Origin of the sequence: Slackia faecicanis, assembly GCF_003725295.1 — a bacterium.
Classification (GTDB): domain Bacteria; phylum Actinomycetota; class Coriobacteriia; order Coriobacteriales; family Eggerthellaceae; genus Slackia; species Slackia faecicanis.
Genome location: NZ_QICB01000001.1, coordinates 301360 through 321330, shown reverse-complemented (window position 1 = coordinate 321330; position 19971 = coordinate 301360). Strand labels below are relative to the sequence as shown.

At 62.5% G+C, this 19971-nt stretch carries 19 protein-coding genes and 3 tRNA genes; all 22 read left to right on the top strand.

From position 1 onward, the window contains the following. Positions 1 to 8: 8 nt before the first annotated feature. The 22 genes from DMP07_RS01470 (at position 9) to DMP07_RS01365 (ending at position 19960) form a co-directional block, all read left to right on the top strand. The gene (locus DMP07_RS01470; RefSeq protein WP_123197376.1) at positions 9 to 980 is read left to right on the top strand and encodes a PhoH family protein; all 972 of its coding nucleotides are present in this window, start codon (positions 9 to 11) and stop codon (positions 978 to 980) included. Positions 981 to 1074: 94 nt separating this feature from the next. Continuing rightward, on the top strand, positions 1075 to 1980 hold the full coding sequence (gene era / locus DMP07_RS01465; RefSeq protein ID WP_123197375.1) for a GTPase Era: 906 nt from the start codon (positions 1075 to 1077) through the stop codon (positions 1978 to 1980). 3 nt (positions 1981 to 1983) lie between these two features. Beyond that, the gene (locus tag DMP07_RS01460; RefSeq protein WP_123197374.1) at positions 1984 to 2943 is read left to right on the top strand and encodes a zinc ribbon domain-containing protein; all 960 of its coding nucleotides are present in this window, start codon (positions 1984 to 1986) and stop codon (positions 2941 to 2943) included. 269 nt (positions 2944 to 3212) lie between these two features. Further along, entirely contained in the window at positions 3213 to 4001 is a 789-nt protein-coding gene (locus DMP07_RS01455; RefSeq protein ID WP_211324476.1) for a methionine ABC transporter ATP-binding protein, read from the top strand. Continuing rightward, the gene (locus DMP07_RS01450; RefSeq protein WP_123197372.1) at positions 4002 to 4679 is read left to right on the top strand and encodes a methionine ABC transporter permease; all 678 of its coding nucleotides are present in this window, start codon (positions 4002 to 4004) and stop codon (positions 4677 to 4679) included. It begins immediately after the preceding gene. A gap of 166 nt (positions 4680 to 4845) precedes the next feature. Next, positions 4846 to 5703, top strand: a complete 858-nt coding sequence (locus tag DMP07_RS09030; protein WP_123197371.1) for a MetQ/NlpA family ABC transporter substrate-binding protein — start codon at positions 4846 to 4848, stop codon at positions 5701 to 5703. A 435-nt stretch (positions 5704 to 6138) separates the two neighbouring features. Beyond that, positions 6139 to 6546, top strand: coding sequence for a hypothetical protein (locus DMP07_RS01440; protein WP_123197370.1), 408 nt, complete (start codon positions 6139 to 6141; stop codon positions 6544 to 6546). Between the two features lie 132 nt (positions 6547 to 6678). Beyond that, a tRNA-Val gene (locus tag DMP07_RS01435) sits at positions 6679 to 6753 on the top strand. A 6-nt stretch (positions 6754 to 6759) separates the two neighbouring features. Beyond that, a tRNA-Asn gene (locus tag DMP07_RS01430) sits at positions 6760 to 6834 on the top strand. Positions 6835 to 6880: 46 nt separating this feature from the next. Continuing rightward, positions 6881 to 6955 (top strand) — tRNA-Asn (locus DMP07_RS01425). A gap of 292 nt (positions 6956 to 7247) precedes the next feature. Beyond that, complete coding sequence (locus DMP07_RS01420) at positions 7248 to 9017, top strand: L,D-transpeptidase family protein (protein WP_148039621.1); 1770 nt, start codon at positions 7248 to 7250, stop codon at positions 9015 to 9017. A 177-nt stretch (positions 9018 to 9194) separates the two neighbouring features. Beyond that, positions 9195 to 11276 carry a ribosomal protection-like ABC-F family protein gene (abc-f, locus tag DMP07_RS01415; RefSeq protein WP_123197368.1) on the top strand — a complete coding sequence of 694 codons (2082 nt, stop codon included), beginning with the start codon at positions 9195 to 9197 and terminating at the stop codon, positions 11274 to 11276. A gap of 80 nt (positions 11277 to 11356) precedes the next feature. Then, the gene (locus tag DMP07_RS01410) at positions 11357 to 11824 is read left to right on the top strand and encodes a tRNA (cytidine(34)-2'-O)-methyltransferase (protein WP_123197367.1); all 468 of its coding nucleotides are present in this window, start codon (positions 11357 to 11359) and stop codon (positions 11822 to 11824) included. 66 nt (positions 11825 to 11890) lie between these two features. Beyond that, positions 11891 to 12565, top strand: a complete 675-nt coding sequence (locus DMP07_RS01405) for a site-2 protease family protein (protein ID WP_123197602.1) — start codon at positions 11891 to 11893, stop codon at positions 12563 to 12565. Positions 12566 to 12569: 4 nt separating this feature from the next. After that, positions 12570 to 13352: a segregation and condensation protein A gene (locus tag DMP07_RS01400; RefSeq protein ID WP_123197366.1), complete on the top strand. Its 783-nt coding sequence runs from the start codon at positions 12570 to 12572 to the stop codon at positions 13350 to 13352. Beyond that, on the top strand, positions 13349 to 14062 hold the full coding sequence (gene scpB, locus DMP07_RS01395) for an SMC-Scp complex subunit ScpB (protein WP_123197365.1): 714 nt from the start codon (positions 13349 to 13351) through the stop codon (positions 14060 to 14062). The genes DMP07_RS01400 and scpB overlap by 4 nt, the downstream gene beginning before the upstream one ends. A gap of 25 nt (positions 14063 to 14087) precedes the next feature. Then, positions 14088 to 14822 carry a pseudouridine synthase gene (locus tag DMP07_RS01390; protein WP_244594820.1) on the top strand — a complete coding sequence of 245 codons (735 nt, stop codon included), beginning with the start codon at positions 14088 to 14090 and terminating at the stop codon, positions 14820 to 14822. 53 nt (positions 14823 to 14875) lie between these two features. Beyond that, positions 14876 to 16210 carry a 3-phosphoshikimate 1-carboxyvinyltransferase gene (gene aroA / locus DMP07_RS01385; protein WP_123197363.1) on the top strand — a complete coding sequence of 445 codons (1335 nt, stop codon included), beginning with the start codon at positions 14876 to 14878 and terminating at the stop codon, positions 16208 to 16210. 99 nt (positions 16211 to 16309) lie between these two features. Next, a complete protein-coding gene (gene cmk, locus DMP07_RS01380) occupies positions 16310 to 16987 on the top strand; it encodes a (d)CMP kinase (protein ID WP_123197362.1) in 678 nt (225 codons plus the stop codon). 9 nt (positions 16988 to 16996) lie between these two features. Next, positions 16997 to 17809: a lysophospholipid acyltransferase family protein gene (locus tag DMP07_RS01375; RefSeq protein ID WP_123197361.1), complete on the top strand. Its 813-nt coding sequence runs from the start codon at positions 16997 to 16999 to the stop codon at positions 17807 to 17809. A 4-nt stretch (positions 17810 to 17813) separates the two neighbouring features. Next, positions 17814 to 18641 carry a 4-hydroxy-3-methylbut-2-enyl diphosphate reductase gene (gene ispH, locus DMP07_RS01370; protein WP_123197360.1) on the top strand — a complete coding sequence of 276 codons (828 nt, stop codon included), beginning with the start codon at positions 17814 to 17816 and terminating at the stop codon, positions 18639 to 18641. Positions 18642 to 18730: 89 nt separating this feature from the next. Beyond that, positions 18731 to 19960 (top strand): murein hydrolase activator EnvC family protein, encoded by a 1230-nt coding sequence (locus tag DMP07_RS01365; RefSeq protein WP_123197359.1) that lies wholly within the window; start codon positions 18731 to 18733, stop codon positions 19958 to 19960. Positions 19961 to 19971 lie beyond the last annotated feature (11 nt).

Sequence of the window (19971 nt, the reverse complement as noted above, 5' to 3'; positions counted from 1 at the left end):
ATGCTCGCATGAATGACGAAGCACGCATAACACTCACTGTTCCCGATCACGTCGATATGACGGACATCGTCGGCCCTTCCGACACGGTCCTTCATGCGATCGCGGACGCGTTCGCCGCACGCATCACGGTGCGCGGCAATCTCATCATCCTTTCGGGCGATTCGCTCGAGGTGCAAAGCCTGACTGCTTTGTTCGGCGATCTGATCAAGATGGCCGCGTCGGGAACGGCGCCGACGGTCGATGACGCGCTGCGCGCCGTCGAGCTTCTGCGTCAGGGCGAATTCGCTCCGTCCATCCTGCGCGAGGACATCTTGCTCACGTATCGCGGCCGCGCGATCCGTCCCAAGACGGCCGGCCAGAAGCGCTATGTCGACGCCATCCGTTCCAACACGGTGACGTTCGGCATCGGTCCCGCGGGCACGGGCAAGACCTATCTGGCCATGGCCATGGCCGTGGCCGCGCTCAAGCGCAAAGACGTGAACCGCATCATCCTCACGCGCCCGGTGGTCGAAGCGGGGGAGAACCTGGGCTTTTTGCCCGGCACGCTGACCGAGAAGGTCGACCCCTATATCAGGCCCTTGTACGACGCGCTGTTCGATATGACCGATATGGAACGCGCCCGCGACCTGATCGACCGCGGCGTGATTGAAATCGCTCCGCTCGCGTTCATGCGCGGCCGCACGTTCAACGACAGCTTCATCATTTTGGACGAGGCGCAAAACACCACGCCCGAGCAGATGAAGATGTTCCTCACCAGGCTCGGGTTCAATTCGAAGATGGTCGTGACGGGCGACATCACCCAGCTCGACCTGCCTCGCGGGCTTTCGGGCCTCAAAAGCGTGCAAAGCGTCTTGCAGGATGTCGACGACATCGCGTTCTGCACGCTGACTGGCCGCGACGTGGTGCGCCATAACCTGGTGGCGCGCATCGTCGAGGCCTATGAGCGCGCGGCGGCGAAAGAGCAGGGCTCTCGAAGCTGACCGGGCGGGCTTTCGGGCGCATCGCGCGCCGAGGGCGAAGACGAAAGAAGACGCGGGCCGTAAGCCCGTCGATGAAAACGAAGGAGACCATCCTATGGCAGAGAAGTTCAAGAGCGGTTTCGTGACGCTGGTCGGCCGCCCCAACGCCGGCAAGTCCACGCTGATCAACGCCGTGGTCGGCCACAAGGTGGCGATTACGTCGAATACGGCCCAGACCACCAGGCACCGTTTTCGCGCCATCGTGACGCGCGACGACGTCCAGATGATCATGGTCGACACGCCGGGCCTGCACAAGCCCCACGACGCTCTGGGCGAAGAGCTCAACACGAGCGCGATCAAGGCTATGGAAGACGTCGACGTGGTGGCATTTCTGATCGATGCGAGCAAGCCGATCGGCCGCGGCGACGAATGGGTGGCGGCGCAGGTGCGCGCCGTGCGCCATGCGCGTAAGATCTTGGTGATCAGCAAGGCCGACCTGGTCGATAAAGACACGGTGATCGCACAGCTCGAGGCGGCGCGCGCTTTGGGCCGCTGGGACGACGAGGTGGTGCTTTCCTCCAAGTCGGGCTTCAACGTGGAGGGTTTCGAGACCGCGGTGGCGCGCTGGCTTCCCGAGGGTCCGAAATGGTTCCCCGACGATATGGACACCGACCAGCCCTTCGAGGTGCTCGTCGCCGAGTTCATCCGCGAGAAGATCCTGCGCAGCTTCCGCGACGAGGTGCCTCATTCCATCGGCGTGTCGGCCGACCAGATCGAATACGACCGCGGCAAGGACATGTATCGCATCTATGCGGTGGTCTACGTCGAGCGCGATAGCCAGAAGGGCATCATCATCGGCCGCGGCGGCGAGTGCATCAAGAAGGTCGGCATCGAGGCCCGTCACGACCTCGAGCAGCTGCTCGGCTGCAAGGTGTTTTTGGACTTGCAGGTCAAGGTGAAGAAGAATTGGCGCCGCGATCTGAACCAGATCCGTCGCTTCGGATACGGAGAGGGCATCTAGGCCATGGCCAAGTTCTGCACGTGGTGCGGCGCTCCTTTGGAGCCGGGCGCGCGGTTTTGCGGAGAATGCGGCGGACGCATTCTCGAAACCGTGACGGTCGACGGCACGAAGAAACAGGTCGATACCCTGAGCGGCTTCGACATCGTGGACGGCCGACAGCTTCCGGCCGATGCCACGTTGCGCCTCGACCGCGACTCCGTGGTCGTCAACACCGACAACAAGCAGAAGCGTTTCTCGCTCGATAGCGCGAAGCGTCCTCGTAAAACCGCCCTTATCGCAGCGGCGACGGTGATCGTGCTCTTGCTTGCGGCGGCGGGCGTCCTCGCCGCCGCGTATTTCGGCGGATGGGGCGGCGACCAGCAGAAGGAGCCCATCGCCGTGTCGGGCGTCGACGACAAGGCGCCCGCGCCCGAGGCTTCGCAGCAGGATGCCGCTTCCGACCTGGACAAGGATTCGGCGGAGGCGCCCGACAAGGCGCAGGACGAGTCGTCTTCTGCGAAGATCGATGACAAATCCCAGGTCAAGCTTACCGAGGCCGAGATATTCAATTCGCTCGACGCCGCGTACGGCAAGCTGTCGTCCTATGACGAGCGCATCGGCACCTGCGTCGAGGAGTTCAATGCGAACTTCCTGGCCAATTCCATGCCGACGCGCACCGCTTCCAAGGAGTTCGCCGACAAGGTTCTCGCGGACCTTCAAAACGACCTCAAGGGCATCGAGGCCATGCATATTCCGTCGCAGTCCGCCTACGCCGAGCAGGCGCAGACGGTGATCGAGCTGTACGAATGCCAGGTCGGCCGCGTGAGCGCTTTGACGAACGCATGGGCGCTCGACGTGACCTTCGAAAAGCCCTCCGAGCACAAAGACGAGATTCTGGCGACGTACACCCAGGGAAAGGCGAAGTCGCACTTGGACCGTTACGACGAGCTTTATGACGCCGCCAAGCCCGAAAAGGTTTCGTAGCGCGCATCGTCGCCTGAAACGCGTTCGGCCCATCGAGCCGCCCGTTACCGAAACGGGCGGCTTTTTTCATATTTCTTCTTGACGAATCACTCTAACGCACTATAGTGATTCGCATGATTTTCGTTTCCGCACATACCATGAGCTTCATGCCGATGCACATGCCCAAGCCTGGGTTTATCGGCGCATGGGCCGATACTCAGGCCTAGCTTCCGGGCGGCCGTATCGTGCCGCATTCTCGTTGTTTCCCCCTATGGTATGTATGAGGAATCATGATACATCTCAAAAATCTCTCCAAGACCTACGAGGGTCGCTCGGGCACGCATGACGCGCTGCGCGACGTGACGCTTCATATCGAACGCGGCGACGTGTTCGGCATCATCGGACAATCGGGCGCAGGCAAATCCACCTTGGTGCGTTGCATCAATCTGCTGGAGCGCCCCACGAGCGGATCGGTCGTCATCGACGGCGTCGATGTAACGGTATACGAAGGCAAGGACCTGCGCGTTTTGCGCTCGAAGATTGGAATGATCTTTCAGGGCTTCAGCCTGTTCCAGCAGCGCGACGTGCTGGGAAACGTGACGTTTCCGCTGGAGCTTCGGGGCGTATCCAAGGCCGATGCCCGCGCCCGCGCACGCGATCTGCTTTCGTTGGTGGGCCTTGCCGACAAGGCCGATTTCTATCCCAGCCAGCTTTCAGGCGGTCAGCAGCAGCGCGTGGCCATCGCCCGCGCCCTGGCGAACGATCCCAAGATCCTGCTTTGCGACGAGGCCACGAGCGCTTTGGACACCCTGACCACGCATGCGATCCTGGGCCTTCTGCGCGATATCAACGAGCAGCTCGGCGTGACGGTGGTGGTCATCACCCATTCGCTTTCCGTGGCGCGCCAGGTGTGCAACAAGGTTGCGGTCGTCGATCGCGGACGCCTTGCCGAAGCGGGCTTCGTTGAAGACGTGCTCGCCGCGCCGCGAAGCGAGGCGGCCCGTCTTCTGGTCGAGGCCGACGGCGTGATCGGATTCCGTCATGCCGACAGCCCCGTTATTGCGAAGAAGGCGGTGTAAATGGAGTCCATCGCATCGTTTCTCGACCAGTACGGCGCGCTCATGGCGCAGGGCACGGTGGACAGCGTAGTGATGACCGCGCTTTCCACGGCGTTCGCGTACGCGCTCGGCATTCCCCTGGGCGTTCTGCTCGTCCTCACGGCGCCGGGCGGCCTGCATCCGCATCGCGTGCTCAACGCGGTCGTCGGATGGCTTGTCAACATCGGCCGCTCCATTCCCTTCATCATCCTGATCGTGTTCATGATCCCTGCGACGCGCGCCATCGTGGGAACGTCGCTCGGCGTCGCCGCCGCCATCGTGCCGCTGTCCGCGGCGGCGGTTCCCTTCGTGGCACGCATGGTCGAGCAGAGCTTGTCAGAAGTCGATGAGGGCCTGGTGGAGGCCGCATCGAGCTTCGGCGCCTCCACCGCGCAGACCGTGTTCAAAGTGCTGCTGGCCGAAAGCGCTCCTTCGCTGATCCGCGGTCTGTCCATCACGTTCATCACGCTGTTCGGCTTCGTCGCCATGGCAGGCACGGTGGGCGCGGGCGGCTTGGGCGATATCGCCATCCGCTACGGCTACCAGCGCTATCAGGACGACGTGATGATCGCGGCGATCGTGCTGTGTATCGTCATCGTGCAGTTGGCGCAGAGCCTGGCCAGCGCTGCGGCGCGCAGGACGGATCACCGCTTGCGTTAGCCGGCCCTTTGCCGTAGGGCTTTTCATTCGAAGTGCCGCGAGGGCGCTCAGGTATGGCGCCGCGATACGAAAATCATCTCCTGACGGAATCTCGACAAAAGAATCTATGAAATCGAAACGTGCACGGCCGCGCTAGGTTCGTGCACCCGAAAGAAAGGCTGAAACCATGAAATTCAAGAAATTCATCCTGTCGTGCGCAGGTTTCGCAGCGGCATTCGCGCTTGCGTTCTCGCTTGCCGGCTGCGGCGGCGCGGCCAAGCAGGTCGCCGTTCCTTCCGACGCCACCAACGAGGCGCGAGCGCTTCTGCTGCTGGAAGACCAGGGGTTGATCACGCTGGCCGAAGGCGCGGGCCTTGCGGCGACTAAAAACGACATCGTCGAAAACCCCTACGGCATCGAAATCGTCGAGACGGAGGCGGCGTCGCTGCCGCGCGTGACGGCCGATGTCGACGCGGCGGTGATCAACGGCAATTACGCGATCGGCGCAGGGCTCGATCCGGCTACCGCGTTCGCTTCGGAGGATGCCGCTTCGGCCGCTGCCGATAAGTTCGCCAACGTGATCGTGGTCCGTGCGGGCGATGAGGGCTCGGTCAAGACCGCGGCGCTTCTGGCGGCGCTGCAAAGCGACGAGGTGCAGGAGTTCATCGCCGCCGCCTATAGCGGCGCCGTGACGGCCGTGTTCGAGCCGGGCGCGGCGGGCGATATCCCGCAGGCGGAAGGCGACGACGTCGTCATCAAGGTAGGCGCATCGCCCGCGCCCCATGCCGAGATCCTCGCTCAGGTGAAAGACGTGCTGGCAGCGAAGGGCTGGGTGCTCGAAGTGGTCGAATTCACCGATTACGTGCAGCCCAATGTGGCGCTTTCCGAAGGCGACCTCGACGCCAACTACTTCCAGCACCAGCCGTATCTGGACGATTACAATGCTCAGAACGGCACCGATCTGGCGGGCGTGGCCAAGATCCACTTCGAGCCTTTGAGCGTCTATCCTGGCAAGAGTGCAAGCGTCGAAGCGCTGAAGCAGTAGGGAAGAGCGCTTCGTATCGGAGCAGGCTGTCGGTGGAGTCGGGCTGCGTACGGCCCGGCTCCCTGCGGGACTTCCTCACGACGGCCTTCTGCCCATGCTGCAGCACGAACTCGACCTTGCCGCCCTCGATCGCATGGCTCGACGGATTCGAAGCGTATTCTGCGATGTTTGCATTCGATATATTCAATATGAACTTATCGAATATATCGAAATATTTATAACGGCAAGACCAAAAGTATAGAAAAGGAAAAGTGGCATCTATATAGTGAAAATATCACGTTAGTTAATAGGGCCAAAAAGACGCATCGGCGGCAGCGAAGGGGCTTTGTCGCCGGTGCGTGTCGGTGCGGCGCTTCGAAGAAGGTATGTAAGACACGTGCCGTCGGGCGGCGTGCAGACGGACGGGAAGGCGTTTCCTGAAAGGTGTGCGGGGCGATGAAAAACTACCAGGTTCGCGCGTTCTTCATAGATAAGAAGGATGTTGCAACCCCGCTTACGGACGACCTTATCGCGGGCGGGTACGTTCAGAAACGCGGCGGATATATAGATCGCGCGCGAGAACGCGGCATCGACCGCCCTACGCAGTATTGGCACTTGATCGAATCGTGGTCGGCCGCGAGCGCTCCCGACGCGACGTTCGGGAGGTCGATCAAGTGCGGCGAACTGATCTTTTGGATGGCGGAGTCTTCGGGCGCGGTTTCGGCCGCGGCATTGGAGCGGCTGAAAGACGACGTGCTTCGGGAGCCTTCGAACCGCGTCAGGGGCAATGGGCTGATCCAGGATGCGTGCTTCGATGCAATCGCGCGCGTCGTGGAGGCGTTCGACGCAGGCGCCTCCGAGTAGTTCGGGAGTGCAGGACCAACTTTTTCAAAAAAGTTGAAAAAAGGGCTTGCCAAGACTGGGCGATGTGCGTAATATACTGTCCTGCGCTTGGCGCTAAGGAAACAACTCCAAAGCGAAAAGAGCACATGAAATGGGCGTTTGGCTCAGGGGGAGAGCACTTCCTTCACACGGAAGGGGTCACAAGTTCAAATCTTGTAACGCCCACCATTTCATTCCTCGGTAGCTCAACGGCAGAGCACTCGGCTGTTAACCGATAGGTTGTAGGTTCGAATCCTACCCGGGGAGCCATTGAAACTTTCAAGACCCGCTCAGGCGGGTCTTGTATTCTCTACATTCCTCGGTAGCTCAACGGCAGAGCACTCGGCTGTTAACCGATAGGTTGTAGGTTCGAATCCTACCCGGGGAGCCATATGAATCTTCAAGAACCCGCACGACGGAAGTCTGCGGGTTCTTTTCGTATTCCCGCGATATGCGCTTGTACAGGACTTTGGGCTTGTGGCCTGGCGGCTTAGCGAACAAAAAGCGGGCTTATAGGATAAAAAGCACGTCCCCTAAGCCTGGGTCTTCGCCGTCGATGGCGCGTTTGTGTTTGTTGCTCTCGTGGTTTGTGCCGTTATTGACGCATCGCTTCTGCGATAAGTAAACTATCCAGGTTACACGGATGAAAGAACCGAGCGGGTTTTCAACAGAGGGTGGCAAGCGTGAGCGGCAAGAAAGAAGCAAAGAATCGGGATTTCGCGGAAGCGACGCGCGACCAGGCGAAACATGAGAGTTTTCCCCCTGGTCGCAACGGCGCCGAATCTCTTGCGTCGACGGGCGGGTTCAATCTTGCTGCAACGGCGGCGTATCGTCCCGTCGATGCTGCCTCGGCGAAGGCGCGCAGGGGCGCGCATGCGCGCGTGACCCCCGATGCGGCTGCTGGCTCGACCAGCGTGATGCCTGTGGATGTTTCCCGCCGTGCCCGCGGGGGCGCGCGCCAGGCGGGTCCCCAGCAGCCGGGACCGCAGCATCCCGCGAACGGCTCTGCGTTCGAGCATGCCCCCAAGTCGCGCAAGGGAAAGGCGGCCGCCATCACGGCGGGCGCCGTCGTGCTGCTTCTTGCCGTGGTTTACGTGGCGGGCGCCGTTATGTTCACGGGTCGTTTCTACCCCAATACGGTCATGGGCGCGCTCGATTTGTCCATGAAGGGCGCCGACGAAGCCGCCGCTATGCTTTCCGAGGCCGAGCGCGATTACACGCTGCAGGTCGAAGGCCAGGGTCTCGATTTCACCATTTCTTCCGTCCAGGCGGGCATCGGCGTCGATGCCCGCGCCATCGTCGAAGAGGCGCTTGCCGATTCCGAGCCCTGGAAATGGCCGCTTCGCATCGGAGGCAGCCACGACGAGACCGAGCGCATGGTGGCCGCAAGCGATACCGAGTCGCTGAGCGAAGCCGTGCATGAGGTTGTCGATGCCTTCAACGAAGCCGCCGATCCTTCCGCCGACGCGCACGTGGCGTTCGATGCGGACCAGGGCGCCTATGCCGTCATTGACGAGGTGTACGGCAAGCAGGTTTCCGCCGACGCCGTGACTCAGGCGGCCGCGCAGGCCATCGCTTCCATGCAGGACTCCGTGAAGCTGACCGACGAGGTGCTGATCAAGCCCGCGGTCCTTGCCGGCGACAGCCGCCTTGCCGCCGCTGCGGATAAAGCGAACCTGATGATCGGGTGCGACGTGGTTTTGAAGTCGTCCACCGACGGCACGAAGATCGCCGAGCTCGATGGCTCGACCATCTCTCAGTGGATCACGTTCGACGAGAACATGGAGCCCGTGCTCGACAGCGCCGCTCTGGATGCTTGGGCCAACAAGCTCGCGTCTTCTCTCGATACGGTGGGCAAGACGCGTTCGTACACGCGCCCCGACGGCAAGCATGTCGAAGTGGGCGGCGGCGATTACGGCTGGAAGGTCGATTCGGCCGCATTGGTGAGCGCCATCCAGGAGGCCGTCGGCAACGGCACCGTGGGCGATTTGGAAATCCCCACCTCGGTGACGGGCAACGGCTATACGGCGCCGGGCCGCGATTGGGACGCTTATTGCGACATCGACCTGACCGAGCAGCATGCCTATTACTACGACGAATCGGGCGCGCTCGTGTGGGACGCTCCCATCGTGACGGGCAAGCCGAACGGCGACGACGACACTCCCACGGGCGTGTACTCGCTGAAAAACCTCCAGCGCGACGTGTCGCTGCGCGGGCCGGTCGATCCTGAAACGAACAAGCCCGAATGGGATTCTCCTGTCGATTACTGGATGCCCTTCGTCGGCAATATGATCGGCCTGCACGATGCGCCGTGGCAGCCCGACAAGGTGTTCGGCGATCCGAACGCGTATAAGACCTACGGAAGCCACGGGTGCATCAACCTGTCGGTCGACAAGGCCGCGGCGCTGTTCGGCGTCATCAAGACGGGCGATGCCGTGATCGTGCACTGGTAGGCGCGCGGATTCGCCGCATCTTCTTCGTCGGGGCGGGCGGTCGAAGCCGCGCGCCGTCTGGAAGCGGGGCCGCGAAATCGTGTAGACTAGGCGATTGTTTTTCATGCAATTGATTTTCTCGGTTGCGTCTGGCGGCATGGCCGTCGGGCGCTTCCGTGCGTATGAGGGTGAACGAATATGATTATGCAGATAGAACACGTGTCCAAAAGCTTCGGCGGGCGCGTTTTGTTCTCCGACGTGAACTTCCGCCTCGAGGCGCACGACCGCCTTGCCCTTGTCGGCCCCAACGGCGCCGGCAAAACCACGCTGCTCAACATCATCACGGGCAACGAGGATGCCGACGAAGGCCAGATCGTGTTCGCCCGCGGCGCCCAGGCGGGATATCTCGAGCAGGAAGCCATCGAAATGGAGGACCGCTCCATTTTCGAAGAAGTCATTTCCAGCCAGTCCGAGGTGCTCGAAGCCGAACGTCGCCTGCAGCAGCTCGAAGAAAGCCTGGGAGACAACCCGACCCCGGAAGCGCTCAAGGCGTGCGGCCGCGCGCGCGACGTGTACGAATCGCTGGGCGGATACGTTCTTGAATCCCAGGTCAGAAGCGTGATGTTCGGCCTCGGCTTCAAAGAGGAAGACATGTCCCGCTCGACGAACGAGTTTTCGGGCGGCTGGCAGATGCGCATCGCCTTGGCCAAGCTCTTGATTCGCAAGCCCGACGTGCTGCTGCTCGACGAGCCCACCAACCATCTCGACCTCGAAAGCGTGAAGTGGCTCGAAGGCTTTCTGCGCGGCTACGAAGGCGCCGTGGTGGTGGTTTCGCACGACCGCGCCTTCATGGACAATATGGTCGATCGCGTCGCCGAAATCGATGGCGGCCGCCTGCAGCTGTATAAGGGCAACTACTCGTCGTATCTGCGTCAACGCGAGGAGCATATCGAGCGTCTGAAACAGGAGGCCGAAAAGCAGGCCGAAGAGATCGCCCATATGGAGGCGTTCATCGAGAAGTTCCGTTACAAGCCCACCAAGGCCAAGCAGGTCCAGGACCGCGTGAAAAAGCTCGAGAAGATCCAGCGCATCGAAGTGCCTCAGGAAAAGAAAACGGTGCATTTCAACTTCGTGCAGCCGCCGCGCACGGGCGATATGGTGGTTCGCCTCGACGGCGTGTCGAAGTCTTTCGGCGAGAAGCATGTCTACGACGGGCTCGATTTCTCCATCTTCCGCGGCGAGAAGGTGGCTTTGGTCGGCCCGAACGGCGCCGGCAAATCGACCCTGCTCAAGATGATCGCGGGAGCCTTGGCCCCCGATGCCGGGTCGATCGAATACGGCGTGCACGTGAGCAAGACCTACTTCGCCCAGCACCAGCTCGAAGAGCTCTATCCCGGAAACACGGTGTTCGAAGAGCTCGACCGCGTGGCTCCCGGTTGGACGATCAGCCAGGTCAGAAGCCTCCTCGGCGCGTTTTTGTTCCAGGGAGACGCGGTCGATAAGAAGGTCGGCGTGCTTTCGGGCGGCGAGAAGTGCCGCCTCGCCTTGGCGAAGATGCTCGTGGCCCCCGCGCCTCTGCTTTGTCTGGACGAGCCCACCAACCACTTGGACATCGCGAGCGCCGATATCCTCGAGCAGGCCCTGAACCGTTTCGATGGAACCATCGTCTTGATCACGCACGACCGCCATCTCATTCGCAGCGTGGCCAACAAGATCGTGGAAGTGGTCCCTGGCAAGATGACCGTCTACGACGGCGACTACGATTACTACCTGTTCAAGTCGGGCCAGCTCGAGCAGGGCGGCGATCTTTCGGCGTCTTCGCTCGAGGACTTCCTCGACCAGCCCGAAGGCGACGTTCGTTCGCGCGCGAAGCGCGGCGCGGCCAAGGAGAAGCGCGCGAAAGCGAAGGCGAAGGCCGCCCAGCCCGCGCCCGCTGCTCCCGGAAAGCCCGTCGAGCTGACGGCTCCGCGCGCGAGCGCTCCGAAATCCAAGGAGCAGAAGCGCCGCGAAGCCGAGGCCCGCAACAGGGCCTATGCCGCCTTGAAGCACCATCGCAAGCGCATCGCCGAGCTCGATGCCCAGATGGAGCGCGACAACGCGCGCATGAAGGAGCTTCTCGAGCTGATGGCCGACCCCGATTTCTATATCAACGAATCGGCGAGCTCGGATGCCGTGGCAGAGCATGCCCGCATCAAGAAGCGCCTGGCCGAGGCGGAGGAGGAGTGGTTCCTGCTCACCGAAGAGCTCGAAGAGGAAATGGCGCGCCAGCAGGAGGCCTAGCCGCCTGCTTCGAAGCCCGTCGCGTGGCGGGCGCGCGTTTCGTCTCGCATACGTTCGCCGTCGTTTCAGAAAGGAAGGTTATGGAGCCTTTGAATATCGTGCTCGTCGAGCCCGAGATCCCGCAGAACACGGGCAATATCGCCCGCACCTGCGCATGCCTGGGCGCCCGTTTGCACCTTGTCGAGCCGATGGGCTTTCGCCTGACCGACCGCAACATCAAACGCGCGGGCTGCGATTACTGGGATAAGGTGGAAATAATCCGCTGGCCTTGCGCCGAGGCGTTTTTCGAAGCCCATGCCCAAGACGAACTCCACCTGTTCACGGGCAGCGCCGAGCGCCTGTATTCCGACGTTTCCTACGGCGAGGGAAGCTATCTGGTGTTCGGTCGCGAAAGCCGCGGGCTCGACCGTGAATACCTCGAGCGTTTCCAGGATTCGTGCGTGCGCATTCCCATGCGCCGCGACTTGCGCAGCCTCAATGTGAGCAACGCCGTGGCCATCGGCGCGTACGAGGCGATGCGCCAGACGTCGTTTCAGGGACTTACGTAAGAGTCCTTCTGCATCATGAATGCCTGCTTCGCGCAGGCGCCCGTCCCTTCGATAGACTGCGAGACCATGACTTCGTTTCCTTATCTTATCTGTTCTGTGCTCAGCTTCATTCCCGCGATCGTGTTCCACGAGGTGGCGCACGGATTCGCCGCGGCGAAGCTGGGCGATCCCACGGCGAAAAACCGCGGACGCCTGAGCCTCAATCCGCTCAAGCACATCGACCCGTTCGGCACCGTGCTCATGCCGCTGCTTCTGCTGGCGCTCGGCGGTCCTATTTTCGGCTATGCGAAACCTGTGCCGTACAATCCATCGTATTTCAAGGACAAGAGGAAAGGCGAGGCCATCGTCGGCCTTGCCGGTCCCGCTGCCAATCTGGCCATGGCGCTGCTCGCCGGCGTCGTGGCGTGGCTGTTCTATCCGTCGGCGCCCGAGCTGGTGGCCGAAAGCGAGCTGTTCTTTTACTTCTACCTGTTCTTCCTGCCCATGTTCGCGCTGGTGAACCTGTACCTCATGTTCTTCAACCTGATTCCGTTGCCTCCGCTCGACGGCTCCAGCGTGATCGCGCTGCTCCTCAACGACAAGCAGCTTGCAAGCTATTACCGCATCCAGCGCTATGCGCTGCCGGTGTTCATGGTCGTGGTGCTGCTCGTGCCGTATATCTTCCACGTCAATCCGATCGGCGCATACCTCGACGTCACTGCGGGAACGTTGGCGCGCCTGCTGTTCCCGTTCGCCATATAGTCCTATGTCGTATCGCGTGCGCATAGACAGCTTCGAGGGGCCGTTCGATCTTCTGCTGCATCTGGTCGGTCGTAAGAAGGTCGATATCGGCTCCATCTCGGTGGCGCGGATCGTCGACCAGTACCTCGCCTACGTCGACCGCATGCAAGAGCTCGACCTCGACGTCGCAAGCGATTTCCTTCTGGTGGCTTCGACGCTGCTCGAAATCAAGGCCGCCTCGCTTCTTCCGCGCGAAGAAGATGAAGCGCTCGATGAATTCGACGAGCTTTCTCCCAGCGAAGCGCGCGATATGCTGGTCGAGCGCCTGATCGTATACAAGCAGTTCAAAAACGCCGCGGCGGCGCTCGGTGCGCGCTTCGAGCATGAGGGGCTCATGCATCCGCGTCTGTTCGGACCCGACGAGGAATTCCTCGACCTTGCGCCCGACTATTTGAAGGAGACGACCATCGACGACCTGGGGCGCTTGGCCGCCCGGGCCCTTGCACGCCGCGAGGTGTTCCTGCTTGAAAGCGAGCACATCGCGGCCAAGCCCATTGCGGTGGAAACACAGGTGCGTTCGATTCATCGCCGCATCAGCGCGCGCAAGCACATGATGTTCAGCGAGGTTTTGGCCGAGGCGCCTTCGCTGTCCGCCCGCGTGGCGAGCTTTCTCGCCCTGCTCGAGCTTTACAAGCGCACGATGGTCGACCTCGTTCAAGACGGCCCTTTCGCCGATATCGCCATCGATTTCATCGAGGGAAGCGGCGAGCTCGTGTTCGGCGAAGATGATGAAAAGGAGTGGTCATGACGCTTCAAGAGCTGCCCGATTCCGATATTCCGGGCGCGATCGAGGCGCTGCTGTTCGTCAGCGACGAGCCCGTGGCCGCTTCGACGCTCGCCGAGATGCTCGAAATCGACCGTTCGAAAGCGCTCCAGGCGCTCGAGGCGCTGCAGGAGCGCTTGTCTTCGGACGGTTCGGGCATCCAGCTGCGCGAGGTCGCCGGCGGCTGGAGGCTTTACACCCATCCGCGCTACCACGGCCTGGTGGAGCGCTACGTGCTTTCGTGGGATACCCGCCGTCTTTCCCAGGCCGCGCTGGAAACGCTTGCCGTGGTGGCCTACTGCCAGCCTGTCACGCGCGCTCTGGTGGCGTCGGTGCGCGGCGTGAATTCCGATAGCCCGCTCAACTCGCTTGTCGAAAAGGGCCTGGTCCGCGAGGCGGGCAAGGACTCTCGCAGCCCCGGGCAGCCCATGACGTATGCGACCACGAAGACGTTTCTGGAGAAATTCGGGCTGGCGAGCCCGGCCGATCTGCCCGACCTCGACGAGTTTGCTCCCGACGAGCGCACGCGCGAGCTGATCGGCGAAAGACTCGGCATAACCAGGGCCCAGGCCGATGAGGCGGCCGCGGCCTGCGACGATGCTGACGCTGCGCTCGAGGCGGGCTTCGTGTCGGATTTTTCCGACGAGTTCGCGTTCGAGCCTTACGAAACGAAGGAGGACGGCCTTGTCCGATGAAACCGAACAGAAGCGCATCGTGTCGATGCGCTTGCAGAAATTCCTCGCCCGAGCAGGCGTCGCGAGCAGAAGGGGAAGCGAAAACCTCATGACCGCCGGCCGCGTCTGCGTGAACGGCGCGGTGGTGACCGAGCTCGGAAGCAGGGTGGACCCTCGCGTCGACGTCGTCACTGTGGACGGCATGCAGGTGCATCTGGCCGACGGCGCCGTCACGATCATGCTGCACAAGCCCGCGGGCTATATCACCACGATGTCGGACCCTCAGGGCCGTCCGACGGTGGCCGACCTGGTTCCGCACGACCGCTATCCCGGGCTCTTCCCGATCGGAAGGCTCGATTACGACACCACGGGCCTGCTGCTGTTCTCGACCGACGGCGAGCTTGGAAATGGGCTGCTGCATCCGCGCAAGCACGTCGACAAGACCTACGAGGCGCTCGTCGACGGCGTCATGACGCCGGGCGAGGCGCGCCGCCTTCGCGAGGGCGTGCTGCTCGACGACGGCATGACGCTTCCCGCCGAAGTCGAGGTGCTCGAGGCCGCGCGGGGCCGTTCGCTCGTGTCCATCACCATCCACGAGGGGCGCAAGCGCCAGGTCAGAAGGATGTGCTCGTTCGTAGGCCATCCGGTGGTCGAGCTGCATAGGAAAAGCTTCGGACCCTTGGGGCTGCGCGGCCTCGAAGAAGGGTCGTGGAGGCTTCTGGATGCCGATGAGGTGGCGGAGCTTCGCCGCGCCGCCGGCCTCGAAGACGCGCAGTGGTAGAATCCGCCTCAAGGCGCGTTTAGGCGCGTGTCGTTCGACGACGAGGAGCGATCATGGACACGCAGGCAAGAACCACGATTATCGAACCGCTCGAGGGTTGCCTGACGGGCAGCGTGCATGTGCCGGGCGATAAGAGCATTTCTCATAGGGCGGTGCTTTTCGCCGCCATGGCCGAAGGAACCACGCGCCTTTCCGGCGTGCTCGATTCCGACGACGTGCGTTCTTCGGTCCGTGCCGTCCAGCAGCTCGGCGCGCGCGTCGCGTTGGAGAAGATGGCCGACGGAAGCCTTGCGGGAGGAATCACCGGATGGGGCGCGCAAGGTCCGCGCACGCCCGACGGACCCATCGATTGCGGCAATTCGGGAACGACGGCCCGCTTGTTGATGGGCGTTCTCGCGCCGTGGGATATCGAAGTCGAGCTTACGGGCGACGAATCGCTGCGCCGCCGGCCGATGGCGCGCGTGACCGCGCCTTTGTCCAGGATGGGCGCGCGCTTTTTTCCCGAAGGCGCGGCCACGCTTCCGCTGACGGTGCGCGGAACGCGTTCGCTGCGTGCGGCAAAATACGATTCTCCCATTGCGTCGGCCCAGGTGAAAACGGCTGTTTTGCTTGCGGGAGTCGGCGCCGAAGGCACGACGTGCGTCACGGAGCCTTCTCCTTCGCGCAACCATACCGAGCTCATGCTGCCGCTGTTCGGCGTGCCGACCACGGCGGCGTCGGGCGTGGCGCAGGTGTGCGGCTCCGCACCCATGCATGCATGCGAAGTCGAGGTTCCGGGAGACCCTTCGTCGGCGGCGTTTCTCGCCTGCGCCGCGGCGCTCAAGCCCGGAAGCGCCATCCAGATCGAAGGGGTTTCCCTCAATCCCGCGCGCATCGGTTTTCTGCGCACGCTCGAGCAGATGGGCGTCGACGCGTCGCGTCGCGGCGTCTCTTCGTCGGGCAAGGAGCTTTCGGGCATCGTTTCGGTGCGCTATTGCGACGACCTTCACGGATGCGAGGTTCCTGCGGAAAAGATCGCGTCGCTGGTCGACGAGGTTCCTGCGCTTTCCCTGGTGGCCGCCCATGCGCGCGGCATCACGGTGTTTCGCGAGGTGGGCGAGCTGCGCGTGAAAGAGACCGACCGCATCGCGGCCGTCATAGACGGGCTCGGCCTGCTGGGCGTCAATGCCTGGATGGACGGAAACGACCTTTATATAGAAGGAAATCCCGGCCTGCAGGTTCCCGAAGGGCTGCGGCTCTCGTCGGGCGGCGACCACCGTTTGGCTATGACCTGGGCTTTGGCTGGTCTCGTGAGCGAATCGGCCGTGGTAGTCGAGGATTTCGAGGCGGTCTCGGCGAGCTATCCGGGGTTCCTCGGCGATATCAGGTCGCTCGTGCGCCGCGCTTGATCGGCGCATCTTTCTGAAAGCGATGGCGACGGACTTCCTCGTTTCGCTTTATACTATTGCGTCTTCGATAGTTCGCACGGTTTTCAAGGAAGGCTTTTCATGATCATTGCTATAGACGGCCCTTCGGGGGCTGGAAAATCGACGGTCGCCAAGGCCGTCGCGAAACACCTCGGATTCAGCTGCCTCGATACCGGGGCCATGTATCGTTGCATCGCGTTGGCGGCGCTCGAGGCGGGCGTCGAGCTGTCCGACGAGCAGCGCTGCGCGTCCATCGCCCGAGAAAAGGCCATCTCGTTCGGCCACGTCGAGGGCGACCCGGTTCCCAAGCGCGTCTTCATCGACGGAGTCGAGGTTACCGACGACATCCGCACGGCGCGCATCGACCGTTCCGTCAGCATCGTTTCCGCGCATCCGCTCGTGCGTGAGGCGCTCGTCGAGCAGCAGCGCAGGCTTGGCCATCAGGGCGATTTCGTCATCGAAGGCCGCGACATCGGCACGGTGGTGTTTCCGAAGGCCGAGGTCAAGGTGTTTCTGACCGCGAGCAACGAGGAGCGCGCCCGCCGTCGCGTCCTGCAAAACGAGCAGCGCGGCGTCGGATCGGTCGATTTCGACGAAGTGCTCGCCGACATCGTGCGTCGCGACGAGCTGGATTCCAGCCGCGAAACCGCCCCCCTTATCGCCGCGGAAGACGCCGTGCGGATGGATTCCACGGGCCGCACCATCGAAGATGTGATCGACGACATCTGCACGCGAGCACGCGCCGCGCGCGGCTTCTAGGGGGAGCCGATGCTTGCATACGAAGAAATGTGGGACATGCCTATCGATCAGGCTTCGGCCGAGCGGGAGGGCAAGGGCGCAAAACCCATCCCTCACCTGGTGGGTAACGTCGTCTACGGCGTTTTGTTCGCGGCGTTCAAGGTCGCGTTCAGGTTTTCCGTCGAAGGCGTCGAGCATGTGCGCGCGTTTCGCGACGGAAAAGGCTGCGTGATCGCAGGCAATCACGTGTCGTATCTCGACCCGGTGTTTCTGTGGCTGTCCGCTCGTCCCTCGCAGTGGATCAGGTTCATGGCGCGCGACAACATGTTCGAAAACGCGAAGGGCATCGCGGGCCAGGTGATTTCCCGCGTCGGCGCGTTTCCCATCAAGCGCTCGAGCGCCGATAGGACCGCCATCAAGAGGGCTTCTGCCATGCTCAAGCGCGGAGAGGCCGTGGGCATCTTTCCCGAGGGCACGCGCCGCGGCCGCGGTTCGGCCGAACCCGAGCTGCATGCGGGCGTCGCATTCATCGCGCGCATGGGCAAGGCGCCGATCGTTCCGTCGAGTGTTCGCAACGTCGAAAAGGTCAAGCCGAAGGACAGCACGTTCGTTCATTTCCCGAAGATCGAAGTGGTCTTCGGCGCGCCGGTTTTCCTGGAAGATTTCGACTTTCTTCCCAAGGAAGACAGGCTCGATGCCGTGGCATGGTATGTCATGAGGGAGTGCTATGCGTTGTCTCGCGACATCGATCGCGAGCAGATCGACATGGGGGAGCTTTTCCCCGATGCGAAGGATTTCGCCTCCGCATTCGCGGGGCGCGATATGTCACGAAAAGGGGAGTAAGCCGATGCGCGTTGTCAGGGCGAAGCATGCGGGCGTGTGCTATGGAGTCGAGCGCGCGCTCGATATGGCCGTCGTGGCCATGATGGACGAGGACGACACCCATACGCTCGGGCCGCTGATCCACAATCCTACCGTGGTCAAGCAGCTCGAAGAGCAGGGCGTCAAGGTTGCGAAAAGCGTCGACGATATCGAAAGCGGCATCGTGGTCATTCGCAGCCATGGGGTCGAGCCCCATGTGATGCAGCAGCTGAAGGACAAGGGGCTGACGGTGATCGACGCCACGTGCCCCCATGTGGCGAAGGCGCAGCGCTCCGCGGGCGAGCTGCGCGACGCGGGCGGAACGGTGATCGTGATCGGTCGCGCCGAGCATCCCGAGGTCAAGGGCCTGTGCGGCCATGCGGGCGAGCGCGCCGTGGTGGTGGCCGACGTCGACGAGCTGCCCGATGATCTCATCGAGCCCGTGGGCATCGTCGTGCAGACCACGGAAAGCAAAGAGAAGCTCGAAGCGGTGGTCGAGGCGGTCCGCGCCCGCGGCATCGAGCCCGTGGTGAAGAACACGATCTGTTTCGCCACGCGCCAGAGGCAGAATTCCGCGGCCGACCTTGCCGACGAAGTGGACGCCATCGTGGTGATCGGCGGGAAGAACTCGTCGAATACCACGCATCTCTACGACATCTGCAAGGCCCATTGCGAGCGCTCCTATTTCATCGAGCGCGTCGACGAAATCGACCCGGCGTGGTTCGCAGGCTGCGAAACGGTGGGCGTGACCGCCGGCGCATCGACCCCCGACGACCAGATCTGCGCGGTGGTCGATTATTTGGAAACCTTGTAAAAGTGGAAGCGGGCGCGTCGGTACCGGTATCATCGTAGGGTTCAAAGACATTGCTCGGCAATGTTCGACAGATCAGGAGCGATCACACTATGACCGAAACAAGCTCTCAGTTGCACGGCTGGACGCGCCGTAATTTCCTTAAAGCAGCCGGCGCCGCCGGAGCCATGATGCTGTTCCCGTGGCTCGCCTACGCCGCCGAATCCGACGAATTGAATGCCAAGGCCGACGACCTCGAGGCCTCCGTCGCCGAGAAGCAGGCCCAGGCCGACGAAATGGCTGCTAAGCTCGAAGCCCTTCAGGCGCAGTTCAACGAAGCGCTCGAGCGCTATAACGCGGCCAACGACGCCCATGATGCGGCCGTCGAGGCCATGGACGAGGCGCAGGGCCGTATCGACGAGGCCACCGTGCGCATCGCCGAGCTCCATGAGCAGCTGAGCAACCGCGCCACCGCGATCTATCGCAAGGGCGAGCCGTCGTTCATCGACGTGCTGTTCGGCTCCGAGTCGTTCGAAGACTTCGTGACCAACTGGGATTCCATGGAAAAGATCGGCCAGCAGGACGCCAGACTGGTCCAGGAGAGCAAAGACGCCAAGGCCGAGGCCGAGGCGGCTCGCGAAGAGTTCTCCAGGCAGGAACAGATCGCGGCCGAGGAGCTTTCGAAGGCCCGCGCTGCCAAGGAAGAGCTCGAAAGCGCCCAGGCTTCGCTGCAGGCGGAATACGACCGCATGAGCGAAGACATCATCGCCATCCATGCCGAAATCGAGCAGATCCGCATGGACGCCGACGCCGCGCGCGAGAAGGAAGAGGCCGCCAAGAAGGCGGCCGAGGAAGCGCTGGCCAAACAGCAGGCGGCCGCCGCATCGCGTCCGTCGGCCCCTCGTCCGTCCGGCGGCGGATCCGTTTCCACGACGCCTTCGCCGAGCGTGTCGGGCTGGGTGAACCCCGCTCCCGGCAAATTCATCACCAGCGGCTTCGGATACCGCGCCTCTATCGGCGACTACCATCAGGGCGTCGATCTGAGCTGCAAGTACGAGCCGGTCTATTGCATGGCCGACGGAACGGTCACCACGTCCGGCTGGTTCGGCACGGGCGGCCAGGCCGTCACGGTCAATCACGGCGGCGGCATCGTGAGCTGGTATCTGCACGGCAGCCAGCTTCTGGTCAGCGTGGGCCAGAAGGTCTCGGCGGGCCAGCAGATCATGGTTTCCGGCAATACGGGCTTTTCCACCGGCGCCCATCTGCATTTCCAGATCAACGTGAATTCCCCGAACGGAGTCACGGGCACGGCGGTCAATCCCACGGCGTATTTCGGCTGGTAACGACATACGTA